This is a genomic window from Ruegeria sp. S263 (assembly GCF_056780525.1).
Genome location: NZ_CM165558.1, coordinates 594,989 through 611,824 on the forward strand (window position 1 = coordinate 594,989; position 16,836 = coordinate 611,824).

The window sequence follows — 16,836 nt, forward strand, 5'->3', positions numbered from 1 at the left end:
GTGGTAGGTTGGAAACCGCGAACACGAAGGAGTTGGGCCATGTTGGAAATCTCGGCAAGAAAAGTCGCTCAGGTCGCCATGATGGGGCGCGAACTGGACCGGGCCGAGGGCGAATTGCGCGCTTTCATCGACCGGATGAGCGAGGATGAACAGGCCGAACTGGTCGCCGTCATGTGGATCGGGCGCGAAAGCTTTTTCGCCGAAGATCTGGCCGAGGCCATCGCAACCGCCAAGGCCGAGGCATCAACACCCTGCGCGGATTACCTGATCGGAACGCCGCACCTGTCAGACCATCTTGAGAATGGTTTGGATTCGTTGGGTATCTCGGCTGAAGACGTTGAAAATGACCTTATGTGACGGTCTAGGGTCGGGAAATACCCTCTGATGACCTGAGTTCATTCGCAAAATTTGCGGCGTTCAGGTACGCTTGCCCCCAAATGCCTTTAGAACGAAAGGGTTTTTGGTGCGCTCAGTGCTGGTCACAGTGGTGGCTTTGGTATTTCTGGCAGGCAGCCTGGCCGGGCCGCGCCCGTCGGCCGCATGCCCGGTTTGCATAACGCTGCCGGAATACTCGTTGGCAGATCGTATATTGTCCGCCCGCGTTATCGTTCTGGCTGCACCGGCTTTGGACAACCCGTTCAGTTATTCACCCGTGTCAATTCTGAAGGGCACGGCAAAACAGCTTTCCGCATTGCCGGAAATTCCCTTTCTGGTCGACAGCGTGACCCGATCCGCGTTTCGCACCGATCCCGGCAGACGCGTGTTGATTATTTACGGTGCAGGATATCCGGACAAGGCTGGACGTAGCCTGTCTATGGGATGGATCAAAGGCTTCTTGATGACGCCAGAGCGTGCGAATTTCGTGGAGGCGATACGCCATCAAGGCGCGTCCTGGGCTTTTGGAAAGACCGACGACCCATCGCGCGTCGCCTTTTTTGGCTCGTATCTTGGGCATGAGGATGCGTTGCTGCGAAACGCGGCTTTGATCGAGTTTCACCGTGCGCCCTATGCAATGGTCCGGCAATTGCGCGATCAGGGATCTTCCGCCGCGTTGCTGCAGGAATTGCGGTCCGTGAACCGGCTGGCCTACGCGCCTGCTGTGATCCGGCTATTGGGCCTTCAGTCAGACCCGGCGGCCAAAGCCGCCGTCAGAACACGCTATCAGCAGGCGTTGGCCTCTGGCGACACGAATCTTTATGACTGGGCGCTTGCGGGAATTGAGGTTGATGGTGCTGCCGCGATTACGGCGATTGAGGCATCCCTGAAACAGCAGAGCCTGTCCCAGGACATGAAACGCGATTTGGTCCGAGCATTGACCGATGCCGGTACAGCCCGGTCAGAGTTTCAGACGCAGATATTGGACATTTTCAAACGCGAGTTGCAGCAGAATTCACCGCTTGCCGTGTGGATTGCCCTTGCAGCGAAGTCTTGGGAAACGGACATATTGAACTCGGAGCTTCGTTCGATCTTGTCGACAGAACAACTGGAGCCCGCAGCGCAGTTTCTTATTGAAAACACCTTGGTTCAGTTTGAGCAGAACTAATTCTGGGAACATGCAAGTGTACCGAACGGGCGACCGAATGAACGCTATGCGGATGGCTGCCTTTCCCGACCATGATGGCTGAACACCACTTGGCTTGATTGGACGTCCGACCGAAAATCCGCAGCCCGCCCGGGCAGTGAGAGATAAAAGCGTTGAAGGCCGGGTTCGATTTCCTTAGCCATCATGGCACAACGCTGGCACATCTTTTCGATCTGCACGTGGGATTGGCGGTCCCGCATGGCAGCCACCAGATCACCGTGTGCCGTTGACAGTTTTCTAAATTTCGGACTGTCGAGCACTGTTTTGTCGCCAACCAATGCGTACACGGCTTCGAGATCGGATTTACCCTTGAGATCGACAAACCCGGCCTCAAGCATCGCCAGATCCTGCCGGGCAAGGCGGTGCACCGAGCTTGAGACCAAGATATCGTATTCGACATGGCGACAACTTTGTTCGATCCGCGCCGCGACGTTAACAACATCCCCAATGACGGTGTAGTTGAACCGGCTGCGCGACCCGATATTACCCACACAGGCCTGCCCCGTGGCGCAGCCCGTTGCCAAGGCAATCGGAGGTCTGCCTCGCATAACGTCCGATGCATTGAATTCTGTCAGTGCTTTGCGCATCAACAAGGCGGCATACGCTGCCCTGCAAGGATGATCTTCAACGGGCAGGGGCGCATTCCAGAACGCCATCACCGCGTCACCGATGAATTTGTCGATTGTCCCTCGTTCCTTCAGAATCTGATCGCCCACTTGCGAGAACAGCTCGTTCAACAACGCGACAAGATCGGTGGCTGACACAGATTCCGACAATGGCGTGAATCCCCGGATGTCCGAAAACATGACGGTAATTTCCTGCGTTTCACCGCCCAGTTGCAGACTGTGACCGGATACTTCCATCTCGTCCAGAATCTCGGGGGCGACGTAGTGGGAAAAGACCTGCCGGATTTCCCTTTTCTCCCGCTCGGTCGAAACGAACAAATAGCCGGCAAGCATCCCAAAATTCGCCATTCCGCCCATCAAGGGAAATGTCACATCGAACAGGACAAGCTGGTTCTGAAAGGCCAGCCAACTGGTGCCCAGAACAACACCCGCCGCCGCACCGCCGGCGACGAATGAGGCGACCGCGCCAAAGCTGGACATGACCGCGATCACAATCAGGCCAAGCAGGACAAAGGACAAAAGCTCGAGTGCGGCGGTCACGTCAGACCGGCTGAGCATCTCGCCCGTAATGATCTGTTCCAGCATCTGGGCGTGGATCGACACGCCGGGAACGGATTCCCCCAATGACGTCAGGTGCATGTCGAACAAGCCGGCCGCAGATGTCCCGATTAAAATTATCCGACCCTCGATTTCAGCCCTCAAATCCGGGTCATCCGGGGTTTGCATCACATCGTCGGCAGAGAGGTACAGCTCTGGCTGGTCATGTCTGTACCTGATCCAAACCTCGCCGTTTTCGGTTGTTGGCAAGCGAAAATCCCCCAGTTCGACAGCAAGCATGATGCCTTCTTCGTCGGATGCACCTTCGGCAAGGATAAAAGGCGCGCCGATGGCAACCCTTAGGGCTTCGATCCCCAGGCCGGGCATGGGGCCGCTCGGGCCGCCCCACAGAACTGGAACCCGTCGTACAATTCCCGTTCCGCCCAGAGGTGAGACGTTGACGCCGCCGATCCCGGCGGTGCTGCGATCAAGAGGGGCGGCGATCGGGGTCCAATAAGGAACCGAGATCAAGCCAGCGGTCGGATTTTCCCCAATTTCAATAATCCCTGCCGTCGGGCTGACCTGATTGCCTTCGTCAGACAATCGAGCAGCCGTTCCCATGACCACGGGCCAATTGGCGACCTCCATTCCGAGCAGCACGTCATAGTCCATCTTTTGCGCGTGATCTTCGACCGTCACCACGCCAGCGAGCGCTGGATCATTCAGCAACCGAACCGGAGAATACCTGTCTGGTTCGGCAAAGAGCATATCGAACGCAATGGCTGCGGCACCATATTCGCCCAGGTTTTCTACCATCTGGGCCAATAAGGTTCTGGGCCAAGGCCACTGGCCCCAATTCGCCAGAGACTTTTCGTCAATGTCCAGAACCCGAACAGGCAGATCAGGGTTGTACTCTCTGGGCATGGCGCGTTGTAGAATGTCAAAGTAAACCAGCCGCGTCATCCGCACGGGATAAGGATCCATGACCCTGATGAAACATCCGATCAGGATCAGACCCAGACCCACCAGTCGAAAACCACGCCGGCGAGGTGTTCTTTCTTTGGGCTTCACGGTCACGTTAACCTCCGAAGTCAGCGGGCTATGCCCTTGTTAACGCGCTGCTTGATTGCCTTTACCTTTGCCCTTTCCGTGCCCCGGACCTTTGCCCTTTCCGGGATTGCCAAAGCCGCGTGAATTTCTGGTTTGCCCTCCGGGATTGCTGCCATCCCCATGGCCGGACCGGTTTGTCTTGGTTTCTGGCTCAGGTGCCGGAGGTTCCGGTGCAGGTGGTTCTGGCGCAGGCGGTTCCGGCGTGGGTGGCTCTGGTGCTGGTGGTTCTGACGCAGGTGGCTCCGGCGCAGGTGGCTCTGGCGACCGGGGCTCTGGGGCAGGGGGGGCATTGCGAGGCGTTTCGCGGAAAGCTGCCCTGCGCGGTCTTCCAGGCGTTTGAAACTGAGCATCAGACTTCAGGACCGGGACCGGCGCAAGCTCTCCCGCGCAACCACCAATGTCGATCTGCAACGGGCTGAGCAAGTTTTCCTGAGACTGAATGAAGGGAAATCCATTGCTCAAAGCCAACTCATACTGTGCTTGATCCACAGGGCGACCGACACTTCCGCTTTCGCTCGTGGCGAACAGGCTGCACTGCCGTCCGGTTGCGCGACAGCTTCCGCTGAGGCTGCACATTTGAACATTTCCTTCCAGCACCAGCATGGCGCTTTGGCTGCCGGGGACGACCCACATGTCAAACGTCGTGCCGCGAACTGCCATCGTCGCGGTCGGCGTTCGGATCGAATAGGCTCGTTTCTTGCTTTTGCCCGAGATAAACCGAAAGCTGCCGCCGAGGGCCTGTACCGCAAATGACTTGGCTTTGCGGTTGCCGCGCAACATCGTCACGTCCAGAACCATACTGGCATTCGGGCCAATCGCGATCTTTGTCTCATCGACAAAAACCAACTGGACCAGTCCATTGCCATCAGTGGATATCGCGTCGCCCGAGACGACTTCCATTCCCGATTCCAATGGCTGCGAATTTCCGGCGCGTGTGATCTTGGCGCCTTGTTTAACTCCGATAACCGTCCCGATGTTGGCAATCGCCTGAACAGGCATAAGAGACACACAAAGAATAACAAAAATAACTCTGAACCAGGCCAAGCGTCTATTCCCCCAAATAGAATATGTCGTGAGCGATGTGCTCACTGCCCGGTTTGAACCTCTGAAAAATCAGTCTTTTTATTGATATGGCTTAAAATATGTCTGACCAAATATGCCTTAAACATCGTGCTTTTGGCAAGTATCCTGACTTTCTGCATGTTTTTCATTGGCTTGGGTGCATATCGAGCAGGGGCTGCTCTGCCGTTCTTTCGCATGTGACCCAGCTTGGAATATCAAATGAGTGTCGGTTTTTAGAAAATTGGCGAAGCGCAGGAAAATCGCCTTGTATCTGGTGCGCAGGCAAGGATATACCCGCCAGCGGAGACGTGGCCGAGTGGTCGAAGGCGCTCCCCTGCTAAGGGAAAACTTGGTCAGAATATTCCCTTATTTTACAATCCGTAAGCGGGAATCTAGTTCGATGTTGCCAGATTTTTGCCGAAAGTCCCACCCATGTTCAAGCAGGCGATCCGCTAAGTCGTCAGGTGCAATCTTTCTATAACGATTGGCCATTTCGCTCTTTGCCCAGCCCCCGAGGTCCATGAGCCCACCGAAGTCTCTTGTCTGAGCGTAGTACCAAGTTGCCCAAGTATGCCGGAGAACGTGTGGTGTCACATCTTTTCCAAGGCCGGCCGCATCTCGGGCCTTGTTAAACGACGCTTGCATTTGACCGCCGCCATTCTTTCTCAACTTGATCGGTTTTCCATATGGCGTGCGGAACATGCGTCCCGACTCGGGCAACTCCCCCATTAAACATACAGCACGGCTAGGTAGCCGTACCAAGCGCTCACTCGATACAGTTTTACCTGCGCCGTCCTCCTCAGCAGGAATAAACTGTTGAGAGGTTGCTGGATTCCAATCATTAATGTCCGCTGCAAAGCACTCTCCTGTTCGGCACCCAGACCCCAAAAGGAAAGCAATCTTCTTGAGTGTATACGGTTCGGGCTTGTCGTGGCGCGGCAGGGTAAGTTGGGCGGCGGCTTTCAACAGCGCCTCAGCTTCTTCTGGATGGAGCCAGCGTACTCGCTTGTTATCTGTGGACGGCCTTTTCCGCTCTCCCCTCGCCCAGCGAACTACCGCGGTGATTGGTACACGCACTTGGCGTCTGCGAGTTTCGGGAACTGCGTTGGGGTACAACTCCATGGCACAGTTCACGATTTCCAACTCTCCAATTTGATCAATTGTTGTGTACTTGCCGAAATACCCGATGAGTTTTGGCAGGAAACGTGCTTCACCACCATCGTCGACGTAGCCCTTTGCCGCCTCCCAAAATGGCACCTCTTTGTTTGTAGGAATAGCTAATTGGGCCGCCCATTCCTCTTTATAAAGTTGCTGGGCCTTAGCGCGAGCTACGCCTTTGAGGCTTTTGTCACGGATGCCAAGGCGTCGGCAAATCCGCCGCCCTTCGATTGAAAACGAGACCGCCCAACCTTGCTCCGTCCACTTCGGTTCCCAGTCTTTCTTTGGCATTTTAAGGCCTCTCTCAGTTCCTCAATGTGTTCCGGGTAAAACACCTTTTTGTTGCCGCGCCGTTCGTAACATTGATGCTTTGCTAGAATGTCTGTCAGACTTCTTCGTGAAATCCCCAGAGCTCGGGCTGCGTCATCCATGCCGGCTGGTTGTACTATCCAGTTTGGGCTTGTGTTCATCTCTGCGCATCCTCCACGGCTCTGAGTGAAAACCCAATCGGAAGTGTTTTGCCTTGGTCTATGTACCGACTGCCTGTTAGCTGATTTTCGATCATTCGAGCACCGATTGAGTTTCTTCTGCCCCCTTCATCGATACTTTCGGTATGCAGTCAAGGAAAATTATGATTACAAAACATGCACTTGCGTCTACTCCAGGTTGACTTTTCAGATTGAACTGCCGGGGTCAGGAGGGCGCCTCAAAACACATTTTTGCTGCGTTTTGAATTGGCTGCGCGTCTCTTTGCCGGAGTTTAAGTTGACACCTCCGGTATGACCTCGGTTGAGTGGAAAATTTCATTACCATAGGGCGAGTCACGGAAGCGTGATGTATGTTTCATCTGCGATGCAGAGACGAGTACCTGCGCCGACGTTCACAGATCAAAACAGATACATCTTCTGTCCGTACGTCAGAACAAAATGGCAAACATACAGAACAACGCAAACCTCGTGTGCGCTGTGAAAGAACTTGTGGAGAAATGAGAGCATTGCTCCCTCCCTTGGTTGTTGAGCTTAAAGGTGTGTATAGTGTGTATAATGATTCGATTGGCGAGTCAACATTTGACGCACTGTGTGTATAGTGTTAACTTAAGGTCATGGAAAAACTCTCAGAAGAACCGCCCAAAAGGCTACAAATACTAATGACTGAGGATGAGCTGGCGCTTGTTCGCCAGTACACACATCAGAACGAGATCTATGGACGATCTGCCGCGATCAGAGCGCTTGTTCAGGCGGGCTTGAAAGCGGAACAAGCGGCTGGTCGCTTTGATCCAAACCGAAAATAGGTGCCAGAACAGGCTTGTGAAAAATGTGTTCCAACCTGTGGAATTTGGTTTCTTTTCGATGACGTAATGGGGGGACGATCAGAAATTTAGTTTTTAACTCGTTCCCAGAACTGCCGGCATACAAACTCATTGCCGCCGTCAGGTTTCTTAAATTTTCGCAAAACTCCCAATCCTTTAAAAAGTCTGAAACCGCGTTCGTGCCATGTCCTTTGTTGCGAGCGGCGGAAGCAAATTCACGTCTTGAACAGACGTGAAGGCAGCACTGGTCGCAGGAAATTGCGGTCAGAGGCACGGAGTCAAAAAAGCTGAAAACGGCAACCGACCTTTGGCCATCGAGCTGAAGGGCAAAGGTTGTGAAGAAGAACAACGCGGGCAGATCCCGCGAACAAAGAAAGTGTGCTCAGAGCAGAGGTGATCACCGGAAGCGCAAGCGGCAATGCAGGCAAGCGAAGCGGATTTATGGCCATGAAGTGCTTCAGCCAAGAACACTAAGGATGGCAGGGAAAAAGGTGGGCTATCATGGCGGCTCTCGACTTGGTCCAGGCTCAGCAAGGTATCGGGAAATGTCCGCCATGGTGGCTGAAATGGCAGCCGAGGTCGGTCACGACCTATACCGGCCCGGCAAGAAGAAAGCAGCACAACTCTTGTTGGGCTTGCCCGACAACGAGTATCTCGCAATCTGCTATTCCGCATACAAGCACGACAAGCGGCTACCGTCCGTTGCTTTAGTTGATACGACACAAACTGCCGCCAATCTTCAGTATCATTATGAGGTCAAAGTCAAAGGCCAGGCGCAGTTTGCTGCTCTGACATTTCCTGCCTTGGAACGCCGAGTCTCAATCGATGGCTATGAATCCGGTTTGGCGTTGGCATTCAAACGAATGAACAAGCTAAAGAAGGCCCTCAAGAAATCCGGACTAGGTGAATTTGTATACGCACAGCTAGAAGCACCCTTCATTTCCAGAGCCAGTTACTATCGTCTGGTTAAGGTCTAATAATTCTTGGCCACTCTGAAACAAATTAAGCGGTTGCTGGGAAGAATCGAAATGAGCGTCGGTGGTTCATTTATTCGCTCGCCGACGCGTGACCTAGATCGCTAAACATAGGCGGACTGATGCCATTCGTTGCTCTGTCAACCATCAGCCGCTATGCGCAAAAAGCGGGCTTTGCAAAGTCTCGCCAAGGCACCAAAACGTACGCTTATCGCTGTCTCGTATGCAGCAGGATAATTTCCGATAAGGGGTCGTTAGTCTTCTGTGCCGCTGACCCAAGCTACCGTCAAGTTTGGATCGAAGAGCAACGGTTTCACCTCTACTTGCCTAGTTCTAAGCCAGACAGGCTCAAATTCTCTGTTGTCCGCCAAAGCATCAAGGCTTGTATCGTGCGTACTCGAAGTCCATATACACAAGGCTTACGTTTTTCTTTTTCGACCTGCTGTCTCCCCAATTCGGCGTTCAGTCTTTCGATTCAGACCGACCACGCCGAGTCGCCGCAATGATGCGGGCGGCAAGTATTAGGAGACCTCCACCATGGCAAATGGCACAGTAAAATGGTTCAACTCGACCAAAGGTTTTGGCTTTATCGAACCTGAAGATGGCAAGCGCGATGTGTTCGTGCATATCTCAGCACTTGAACGTTCCGGCATCAGCGAATTGAAGGATGGCCAGAAGGTTACCTTCGACGTTGAAGCGGGCCGTGACGGACGAGACAGCGCCGCCAATCTGGCACTCGCCTGACTTTTTAAGGGCACCCTTTTCGGGTGCCCGATTGCACGCTGGGCTACTATAAGCCGTTGGAGAACAAGTAAGTTGCAACCAAAAGACTGGACGCGGGCGCTCGCGCAATACCGTGTGCCCGATGCGAAGCGCAGTATTTATGAAGTTGCGATCACCGTTGTCCCCTTATTCGCACTATGGGCTCTAGCGTGGATGGCTTTATCTTTTAGTGTCTGGATCGCAATATTACTGGCCGTCCTGAATGCCGCATTTCTGGTCCGTATCTTTATCATTATGCATGATTGTGGTCATGGATCTTTCTTTAGAAACCGCACTGTTTGCAATTGGACCGGCCGGGTTCTAGGTGTTCTTGCCCTGACACCCTATGACGTTTGGCGGCAAAGCCATGCGATTCACCACGCCTCAACCGGTAACCTTGATCGGCGTGGTATGGGTGACATCCCTACATTGACCACTGAAGAATACCTGAAGCGGAATTGGTTCGGGCGTGCCGCGTATCGTCTGACCCGGAACCCCGTCTTCCTGTTCGGTGTTGCGCCGATCTATACGTTCTTTATTCAAAACCGTTTACCTCTTGGTTTCATGCGTTCGGGCTGGCTGTACTGGGCAAGTGCGATGGGAACAAACGCTGCAATTGCAGGGATATTGGCCCTAGTTTTTTGGGCCGGAGGCATTGAGGTCTTAGCGTATGTTTTCCTACCAACCATGATTGTCGCATCATCGATTGGTATTTGGCTTTTCTATATTCAACACCAGTTTGAACACACGACCTGGGAACGGGAAGAGGGGTGGAACCTTCAGAACGCTGCATTCTATGGAAGTTCTCACTATGCCCTACCAGGCATCCTGCGGTGGTTCTCTGCTAACATCGGCGTACACCATGTTCACCACCTTGCCAGCCGCATACCGTTTTACCGGCTAAACGAAGTTTTGCGTGACCATTCTGCGTTAGAAAATTGCCAGCGTATTACTCTATATGAGAGCTTTCATTGTGCACGATTGCATCTTTGGGATGAAAAAAGTCAACGTCTGCTTACATTTTCCGAGGCTTTGTCGAACGCCAATTCCAATAGGCATTTAGTGTAGTCTGGCGCGTACCAGATAGGCTTCGACGGTATCACCTCCTAGGGCGCGAATGGCCTCTAATCGGTGAAGGCCTTCAATCAGCACGAACCTCTTGTTGTCCGAGCGTATCTGGATCGGGGTCTTCTGGCCGTTCTTCAGAATATCTTCGGCCAGCGTCAGAACTTTTTGTTGATCAAGCGTTTTCGCCCGTTTCACAGGTACATAGATCAGGTCGAGCGGATATGGTCTTTTCTCCAACATAAGCTACGTGAGCAACCTTTCGTGCATTTGTTCCGGTTCGAAGTTCGCTACAAGAGCTGGGGCTGGAACGTACGTCATAGAACCGAACGAACAGCGTCGCGCAGTTCCTGATGCATTATCCAAGTTGCTGGCTCGTCGTCACTTTCGATGTGAGAAAATGCCAGTACCTGAGCGGCGCCATCATTCTGTACTGATCCGCCTTCGGGAAGTTCAAGCTCTAGATACTCCGCAATCAATAGACCGATTTTCTTAAAGACCTTGATTGAGGCCTCGCGCGATTTGTAACCGGCCGCCTGAGACAAGTGACCAATGGTCAGACCGTCCTTGCCTGCGATTGTAAGTGCTTTGAGCAATGTGACCTGCGCGGGGGTGAGCCTGATCTGGCGCAATGCCTCGGCATATTCTCCTTCACTGGGAACTAGGGTGCCGGAGTTTCCTTCCAAACGGCGTTGACCGCTACGCTTCCTGTCTCGTTCTTCGAGAATTTCTTTTAAGGTTTCAATGGCCAATACTGGTGTTTCTCCAACTGCATCGGCAATCATTGCCTGCGTTTTAGCCGGCGGCTTGGGAAATGCCCGTGCAACACTATTGCCGCTCAGAACGCCAGCCTTAATCAAGTACTTTCCAAATTCTTCCTCAATCACTCCTGATACGTCAGCGTTCCGCGACTTACGAACACTGCGGTCCTGAAACGCTCTTTGTTCCAAACCATGAGCTGACATCTTTGAACCGGGAAGGGTTACTTGAGGGGCATTTTTACGCATCAGAGAAACACCACTACAATTATCGCTGCAACGCACACTGCTGACGCAATAGATATCTTAATCCCATAGGACCGGCGACGCGCCTTTTCGGCTTTGAGACTTTTACCCAGGTTTTCGTCAATCGAGTTATGGTTCACGGCGTAGTCCTTCCGGATTTGTCAGGCGGCTTTGGTTTCCACCAACTTATTGTCGCGCCACATTTTCGGTGCACTTGTCGTTCTGTCTCGTGAACGGCCGATTACATTCCCAACCATCACCTCTTCGATTCAAATGCGCGTTTGAAGGGGCAAGGATCGCAACGCACCTGTCTCGGTTTGCGCGAAAACCACGTTCGCACTTCCATCCGGAATAAGTTTCAGGCGCAAGGTATGCATGCTGTGGAACTGCCACGGGCTCACAGCCGCTATCCGCTGCCCTGTAACCTCTGAGGCATACCCAACCATCCGGGCTTCCTCTGTCGCTCAGACGACCGTTTTCTGGGACTTCTATTGCAACACAATCCTGGTTCTCCTTACGAAATCCCCAGTTGCAGTGTATTTCCTGCACGCCAAACCGGGTTTCGACGTACCCATTCTGAGGCGAAATCACTTCTTCACATTCTTCTCCAACACGCTGGAACAGCCGATTGCACTCCCACTGATCTCCGGTTGATGCAAGATAGGCATTTTCAGGAACTCTTATTTCCTCACAGAGTTCTCCGACAATCTGAAAACCGTGATTGCATTCCCAGCCGCTGCCATAGGCGCTACCCGTCAAAAATGCGTTTTCTGGTAAGTCAGTTCTTTGGCAGGATCCGTTCTTGTTTTCGAAACCTTCGTCACAAACAGACCCATCGGCATTGCCCGCGACCTGAGCAGGAAGCTGCGTTCCTGAGAGAAACACCAAAAGTGTCGGGATCAAACAAAGAATGCAGCGAGCAAACACGATGAATGAATGGTCGAAACGGAGCCTGAGGCCTGATCTATCGGGCATCAAGCACGCAATTCAAGAGCCATGTGTTGTTCATACGGCGCCTTCTTTCATGGGTCACGCGATGACTGGAGCACGTCAGGTGACAGTTGCAAATGCTTGCGAGGAACGAGCTCATAGCGAAGACCCCAGCGGAACCCGTTCCTATGTTGGGGCACATGCTACAATTAGTCTGAAGGCCATTGGATTATCGTAACCGGCAGCATCGCGGCGGCGAGTAATTTTTTACCAATACACTCTTGTCGTTCCTAGTCTGTGAAGAGTCAAGGACGCATGCTCGTCAAGAAGCGTGTGCTGCGGAATGATCAATTTTTGAGACCGGCGAGTTATTAGGTGGTTAAGTGAATAACTGAGAGGCAAAATTCAGCGTGATACCACCTTTGAAACGGAGCTATCGGCGAATTGGCAGAAACTGAGTTCTGTGATGCGCAGTGCAGCTTCACAAACGCATAGCGTTGAAAATCTGCTTCAATGGCCAATTTCGGGCATTAAGGCACAATCGTGAGATAGGAATTCTGGGCACATTTATACCGCAGTGTGATCGGCCGATTGCCAAAGTAAATTTGCGTTCTGTTCTTGGCCTGACAATGAGACCAATCGTGCCCGTGGCCGGCAGGTAGAACGAAGCGATCTGCACGGGTATCGTTCAAATCTGTTCCCGAAGACGAGCAACTGTTTCTTTTGGATGAGCATCCAGTAGCGCAAGGAGCTTATACGCAGGCCCTCCGGGGCGGCGAGCGCCGCTCTCCCACAACTTGTAACCAGATTCGCTCATCCCGATAAGCTTGGCCATTTCCGCCACGGTCAAACCGGCCTTTTCGCGAACCTCAAGCGGTGATGCGACGAGATCGGAATTGGTGTCCGAACGGGTGCCTTGCGCCGGATCGACGGGCACGAGGCTGGGGTCTGGTCCTGTCATGATCTGCTCCCTATTATTGTCGTTTGAGGCATGGCCGTAGGTCATGCCTGAAGTTCGCATTTGCGCAGATGTCAAAGTCTGGCGCGCAGGCGTTTTTCGACTGTGCTCAATCTGCGGGTCGTCTGTGCCATATCCGTTCGGAGGGTCCGGATTTCATCAAGGATGCCCTGAATATCCTCCGATCCGGAAGTGGTATCGGTCGGTTCAAGCACACCATCTCCTTCACCACTCAGAAGCCAAACCAGAGAGACCCCAAGAATGCCAGACATCATCTGCGCCTTGTTCGCACGCGGCTCGGTACGATCCTCTTCCCAGCCTTGCACGGTCTTCAGTTTGACGCCCAGGCGACTAGCAAGTTTCTTTTGCGAATATCCTACAGCTTCGCGCGCGGCGACGATCCGGTCGCCCAGAGTTGCCGCTTCATCACCGTAGTATGAGGTGTCGTTTGATATCGTCGTGGCTACGTTCATTCTGCTCTCTCAGTTTGATTGAAAAATTCCATGTCACGGTCAGGCCGCGAGTTCATTACGACCCTCAAGACAGATCGTCACAAGGTTGCTGTTTGCATGGCGGCGATAATGGGTCAGTGCCTGCGTGATGAAGGGTTGGCTGTCCATCCGAGAACGCTGCCACCGCGCAAACCGACGGAACAAAGCCCAGGTGCGCTCGTCGTTGGACGCAATCACAGTCTGAACACGGGTTACATCGGCGCAGACGTTCCGACGCATCACCTGACCCAGCATTAGCGACACAAGGCCCTTATCCGTCTCACCCTCTGAAACGCCGACCTGCCAGATAAACAGGGTTTCCGGGTCATATGGCAGAAAATAAGCGAGCATCGCGCCGACCTGGTCTCCATCCAGTTCTGCAATAATCGAGAGTTCTTTGTAGTCATCAAACGCGGCCAGTTCGCCAAATAGGTCACCAATAGCTTCTTGATCCGCGGTTCTGGCCAGTGAAGACACCGCTGCGCGGCCTGCCGGCAAAGGGGGACGTGATACCGGAATGGGTTGTTCGAACAACTCCAAAGAATGCTGCATGTACCGCTCCATCAAAAAACTTTGATTAGCTAAGTACCACAGGAAAGACGAAACTTCAAAAGACGAAGCTATCTTTTACAGAAGCGTCATAAATCTACCTCTACTAGTGATATTTTAATTAGTAGAACTAATTATTTCACTTTCGGTTAACGCTTGAGCACTCAATGCAATTTTGACAATCTCACTCCAATCGAACGCGGAGTAGATACATGGATCGTATCGACAGCAGCCTTGTCGCCCTGCGCCGAATCCTGCGCGCCACCGAGATGTCCGGCCGTGAACTGGCGCAATCCGCCGGGCTGACCGCGGTCCAGCTTCGTGTGCTGCAAGTGATTGGCGAGACCGGGCAAACCACGGCAAAGGCGATTTCAATGCGCATGCATGTCAGCCAGGCCACTGTAACAGCGCTGGTGGACAAGCTGGTTTCGGGCGGCATGGTTGTGCGCGAGAAATCCATGACCGACCGACGGCAGACCAATATCCTGATCACGGATCGAGGGCGCAAAACCCTTGAGGACGCCCCTGATCCACTGCAACAGCTCTATGTGCAGCGGTTCAAGCAAATGGAGGACTGGGAGCAGGCAATGCTTGTTGCCGCGCTCGAAAGGGTCGCAACGATGCTGGACGCCGAGGACCTTCAGGCTGGCGCGATCCTGACAACCGGCGATTTGAACAAGACGGAGTAATGTGCCGGAAAGACCGACCTCTTCGCGTGTCTTTTTGTTAAGGCTTTCATCAAGAAAGGATTTGGCGGCACGAACGGAGTCGTCGTCAACTTGGTCGTTCTTTCATTACCACATATTCATTGCGCTAGCGGCCAATCCTTACCTTTAGAACGACAGTTCCGCTTTGGGCGGCGAGCAGTAAATGAAACCCTTAGCAGGCATCGCCTAGCCAGTCCCCATGGGTAATGCAGCGTGTCTTTCGTCAACCTTGTCTACCTGGTCGGATCATCCCGGTAACGCCTAGGATCTGATATTGCCGTCTAAGCCGGTCGCGGCATGGATTTGCTGCGAGCCCCGAAGCATCTATGTTCAATAGAAAGCTCTCAACCTGGGCTTTGGGGCAATTTAGGTTGACAATTCATCTGTGAAATCGCCGGATTTCTTGGGCAACAATCTTGGAGGTGGTGAACGCTCGCCGCTCCGGTCTGCGGCCAACACCGAACTAGGAGATTCGCAATTTCTATCGACAGTTTTGCGGACACTGCGATTGGAAGACACTTGGCCGACGCTGCACGTCGTTGCCGCATGGTTTTCTTCACTGGATTACCAGCGTCTGGAAAGTCATTCCTGTTGCGCCAGCAGATATCCATTTCAGTCTCATTGAGACGTCGCGTGCATATCATGCGTTGGGATTCAGGGCTCGCGGCTTTTCAGACCGAAGACATACTCGCAAGGTATCCAGATGTTTCGGATGGAACTCATCCGTTGATCCGAAAGGCAGCCGGGCTGTGGGGTCGGAGAGCCCTGGCGCGATGGCTGGCAGAGAATACCGATCCCACAGACATGATTGTCGGTGAAGTCCCTATCATCGGAAACAGGTTTTCCGAGTTCATCCAGGCGCAGTCGGATCAGGTTGAACCAACCTTAGCATCCGAGGAAACCACATTCATCTATCCCGTTCCTACAAAGAGCTTGCGTGCAAATCTCGAAGCCTTCCGAAGGTCTACGTTTGCGAACCCAAAGCATCCTGATGAGACCAGAGATGCGCCTCCATCGACAATGGAACTGGCTTGGCGTTTGACGTGTGCCAAGGCCGCAGAATTGGGTTTGATCTCTGAAGCGGACAGTCATTCTCCTTACGAAGAGATGATTTATGTGCTTTTTTTTGAGCACCTACTGCAATACCGAAACGCCATCAGAATTGGGGTCGATACGATTTATTCAAATGCCGGGTCAGCCCATGATCTAGGGGCGAGTATTTTGGAACTTATTGCAAGCCCGGATGAAGTACGGTGTGTAATCGCAGAGGTAGAGGCTGCTTTTACAGTCGAGGAAGCTACCCGAGACGTTGAAAACTGGTATCGGGTATAGCCTCGTGTAAAAGTTCGCTCTTTGGCGTCTTTGAAACTGCAAAGTCTAATTGTGAATGTCCGCTTCGGGCTGGGAGCAGTCGTTAGACGGATTTCGCACCAAAGTCAGCTAAGGGCCGTCAGTTCTTGCAACTTCGTCGCCGGAAACTAACACGTTTGGCCCATCGCCCCTATTGCTCCATGCGTTCCCCCGCTCATTTTCCTGATTATTTCCAAAGACAATTAGAGGGAGAAGTAGATGACCTACCTGACGATGATAGAAGCAAAGCTAGAAAGTGGAACAACCAAGAACCCGATTTTGAAGGCGATCAAGGGGGGTTCCGTTCGCGCTTAAAAAAATGACCTGGGACATTGGCAAATTGATCCGAGAACGTTTGCCGACTGGCTGGCATTCAGGGCAAAGCCCTTTGAGTGTCACTCATCACCAAACGCCCATCATATTGGATGCTGTCGCGAAAGTTCGGTAAGATCCAGGATGAAGGCAAAAGTGGACCATTTATCCGCAATAGAGCGCGAAAACTGGACTTACTTCCGCTCGGCGCCATGTGATGCTCGGCAGGATGTCCTGAACGTAATCTTCGGGATACGGCAGCAAAGAGATCTACTGTCAGAGCTCTTAAATATATGAATGTTATGTATTTCTTCCAGGCTGTCTTGAGAATGCCAGCAAGTAAGATTAGA

Annotated in this window: 17 protein-coding genes; 7 read left to right on the plus strand and 10 right to left on the minus strand. The window is 52.8% G+C overall.

The window, feature by feature from the left end; all coding sequences use genetic code 11:
• Positions 1-39: 39 nt before the first annotated feature.
• Both ACT2B1_RS02930 and ACT2B1_RS02935 read left to right on the plus strand, forming a co-directional pair.
• On the plus strand, positions 40-357 hold the full coding sequence (locus ACT2B1_RS02930) for a DUF3775 domain-containing protein (RefSeq protein ID WP_171122860.1): 318 nt from the start codon (positions 40-42) through the stop codon (positions 355-357).
• Between the two features lie 106 nt (positions 358-463).
• On the plus strand, positions 464-1,543 hold the full coding sequence (locus ACT2B1_RS02935; RefSeq protein WP_171240379.1) for a hypothetical protein: 1,080 nt from the start codon (positions 464-466) through the stop codon (positions 1,541-1,543).
• A 44-nt stretch (positions 1,544-1,587) separates the two neighbouring features.
• On the opposite strand, the gene ACT2B1_RS02940 is transcribed toward ACT2B1_RS02935, so the two are convergent.
• From ACT2B1_RS02940 to ACT2B1_RS02955, 4 genes are all read right to left on the minus strand, one after another.
• Complete coding sequence (locus tag ACT2B1_RS02940) at positions 1,588-3,822, minus strand: CHASE2 domain-containing protein (RefSeq protein WP_481668532.1); 2,235 nt, start codon at positions 3,820-3,822, stop codon at positions 1,588-1,590.
• A gap of 33 nt (positions 3,823-3,855) precedes the next feature.
• Entirely contained in the window at positions 3,856-4,899 is a 1,044-nt protein-coding gene (locus ACT2B1_RS02945) for a FecR family protein (RefSeq protein WP_254428734.1), read from the minus strand.
• Positions 4,900-5,283: 384 nt separating this feature from the next.
• Positions 5,284-6,366: a tyrosine-type recombinase/integrase gene (locus ACT2B1_RS02950; RefSeq protein ID WP_481668533.1), complete on the minus strand. Its 1,083-nt coding sequence runs from the start codon at positions 6,364-6,366 to the stop codon at positions 5,284-5,286.
• A 929-nt stretch (positions 6,367-7,295) separates the two neighbouring features.
• Positions 7,296-7,733 carry a hypothetical protein gene (locus ACT2B1_RS02955; protein WP_481668534.1) on the minus strand — a complete coding sequence of 146 codons (438 nt, stop codon included), beginning with the start codon at positions 7,731-7,733 and terminating at the stop codon, positions 7,296-7,298.
• A gap of 127 nt (positions 7,734-7,860) precedes the next feature.
• Here ACT2B1_RS02955 and ACT2B1_RS02960 point away from each other — a divergent pair, with 127 nt between their 5' ends.
• The 3 genes from ACT2B1_RS02960 (at position 7,861) to ACT2B1_RS02970 (ending at position 10,188) form a co-directional block, all read left to right on the plus strand.
• Complete coding sequence (locus tag ACT2B1_RS02960; RefSeq protein ID WP_481668535.1) at positions 7,861-8,361, plus strand: hypothetical protein; 501 nt, start codon at positions 7,861-7,863, stop codon at positions 8,359-8,361.
• Between the two features lie 534 nt (positions 8,362-8,895).
• Entirely contained in the window at positions 8,896-9,102 is a 207-nt protein-coding gene (locus tag ACT2B1_RS02965; protein ID WP_170430361.1) for a cold-shock protein, read from the plus strand.
• A 72-nt stretch (positions 9,103-9,174) separates the two neighbouring features.
• Positions 9,175-10,188, plus strand: coding sequence for a fatty acid desaturase (locus ACT2B1_RS02970; protein ID WP_481668536.1), 1,014 nt, complete (start codon positions 9,175-9,177; stop codon positions 10,186-10,188).
• Here ACT2B1_RS02970 and ACT2B1_RS02975 read toward each other — a convergent pair.
• The 6 genes from ACT2B1_RS02975 to ACT2B1_RS03000 all read right to left on the minus strand — a co-directional run bounded on the left by ACT2B1_RS02975 (position 10,180) and on the right by ACT2B1_RS03000 (position 14,120).
• On the minus strand, positions 10,180-10,428 hold the full coding sequence (locus ACT2B1_RS02975; protein ID WP_039524390.1) for a ParB N-terminal domain-containing protein: 249 nt from the start codon (positions 10,426-10,428) through the stop codon (positions 10,180-10,182). The genes ACT2B1_RS02970 and ACT2B1_RS02975 overlap by 9 nt on opposite strands.
• Positions 10,429-10,502: 74 nt before the next feature.
• Entirely contained in the window at positions 10,503-11,192 is a 690-nt protein-coding gene (locus tag ACT2B1_RS02980; protein ID WP_481668537.1) for a hypothetical protein, read from the minus strand.
• Between the two features lie 183 nt (positions 11,193-11,375).
• Complete coding sequence (locus tag ACT2B1_RS02985; protein WP_481668538.1) at positions 11,376-12,164, minus strand: hypothetical protein; 789 nt, start codon at positions 12,162-12,164, stop codon at positions 11,376-11,378.
• A 643-nt stretch (positions 12,165-12,807) separates the two neighbouring features.
• Positions 12,808-13,080: a helix-turn-helix domain-containing protein gene (locus ACT2B1_RS02990; RefSeq protein ID WP_481668539.1), complete on the minus strand. Its 273-nt coding sequence runs from the start codon at positions 13,078-13,080 to the stop codon at positions 12,808-12,810.
• A 71-nt stretch (positions 13,081-13,151) separates the two neighbouring features.
• Complete coding sequence (locus tag ACT2B1_RS02995) at positions 13,152-13,550, minus strand: helix-turn-helix domain-containing protein (RefSeq protein WP_481668540.1); 399 nt, start codon at positions 13,548-13,550, stop codon at positions 13,152-13,154.
• A gap of 39 nt (positions 13,551-13,589) precedes the next feature.
• Positions 13,590-14,120 (minus strand): GNAT family N-acetyltransferase, encoded by a 531-nt coding sequence (locus ACT2B1_RS03000; RefSeq protein WP_481668541.1) that lies wholly within the window; start codon positions 14,118-14,120, stop codon positions 13,590-13,592.
• Between the two features lie 209 nt (positions 14,121-14,329).
• On the opposite strand from ACT2B1_RS03000, the gene ACT2B1_RS03005 reads away from it, so the two are divergent.
• Both ACT2B1_RS03005 and ACT2B1_RS03010 read left to right on the plus strand, forming a co-directional pair.
• Positions 14,330-14,806 carry a MarR family winged helix-turn-helix transcriptional regulator gene (locus ACT2B1_RS03005; RefSeq protein WP_480808381.1) on the plus strand — a complete coding sequence of 159 codons (477 nt, stop codon included), beginning with the start codon at positions 14,330-14,332 and terminating at the stop codon, positions 14,804-14,806.
• 660 nt (positions 14,807-15,466) lie between these two features.
• Positions 15,467-16,156, plus strand: coding sequence for a hypothetical protein (locus tag ACT2B1_RS03010; protein ID WP_481668542.1), 690 nt, complete (start codon positions 15,467-15,469; stop codon positions 16,154-16,156).
• The last annotated feature ends 680 nt before the right edge of the window (positions 16,157-16,836 follow it).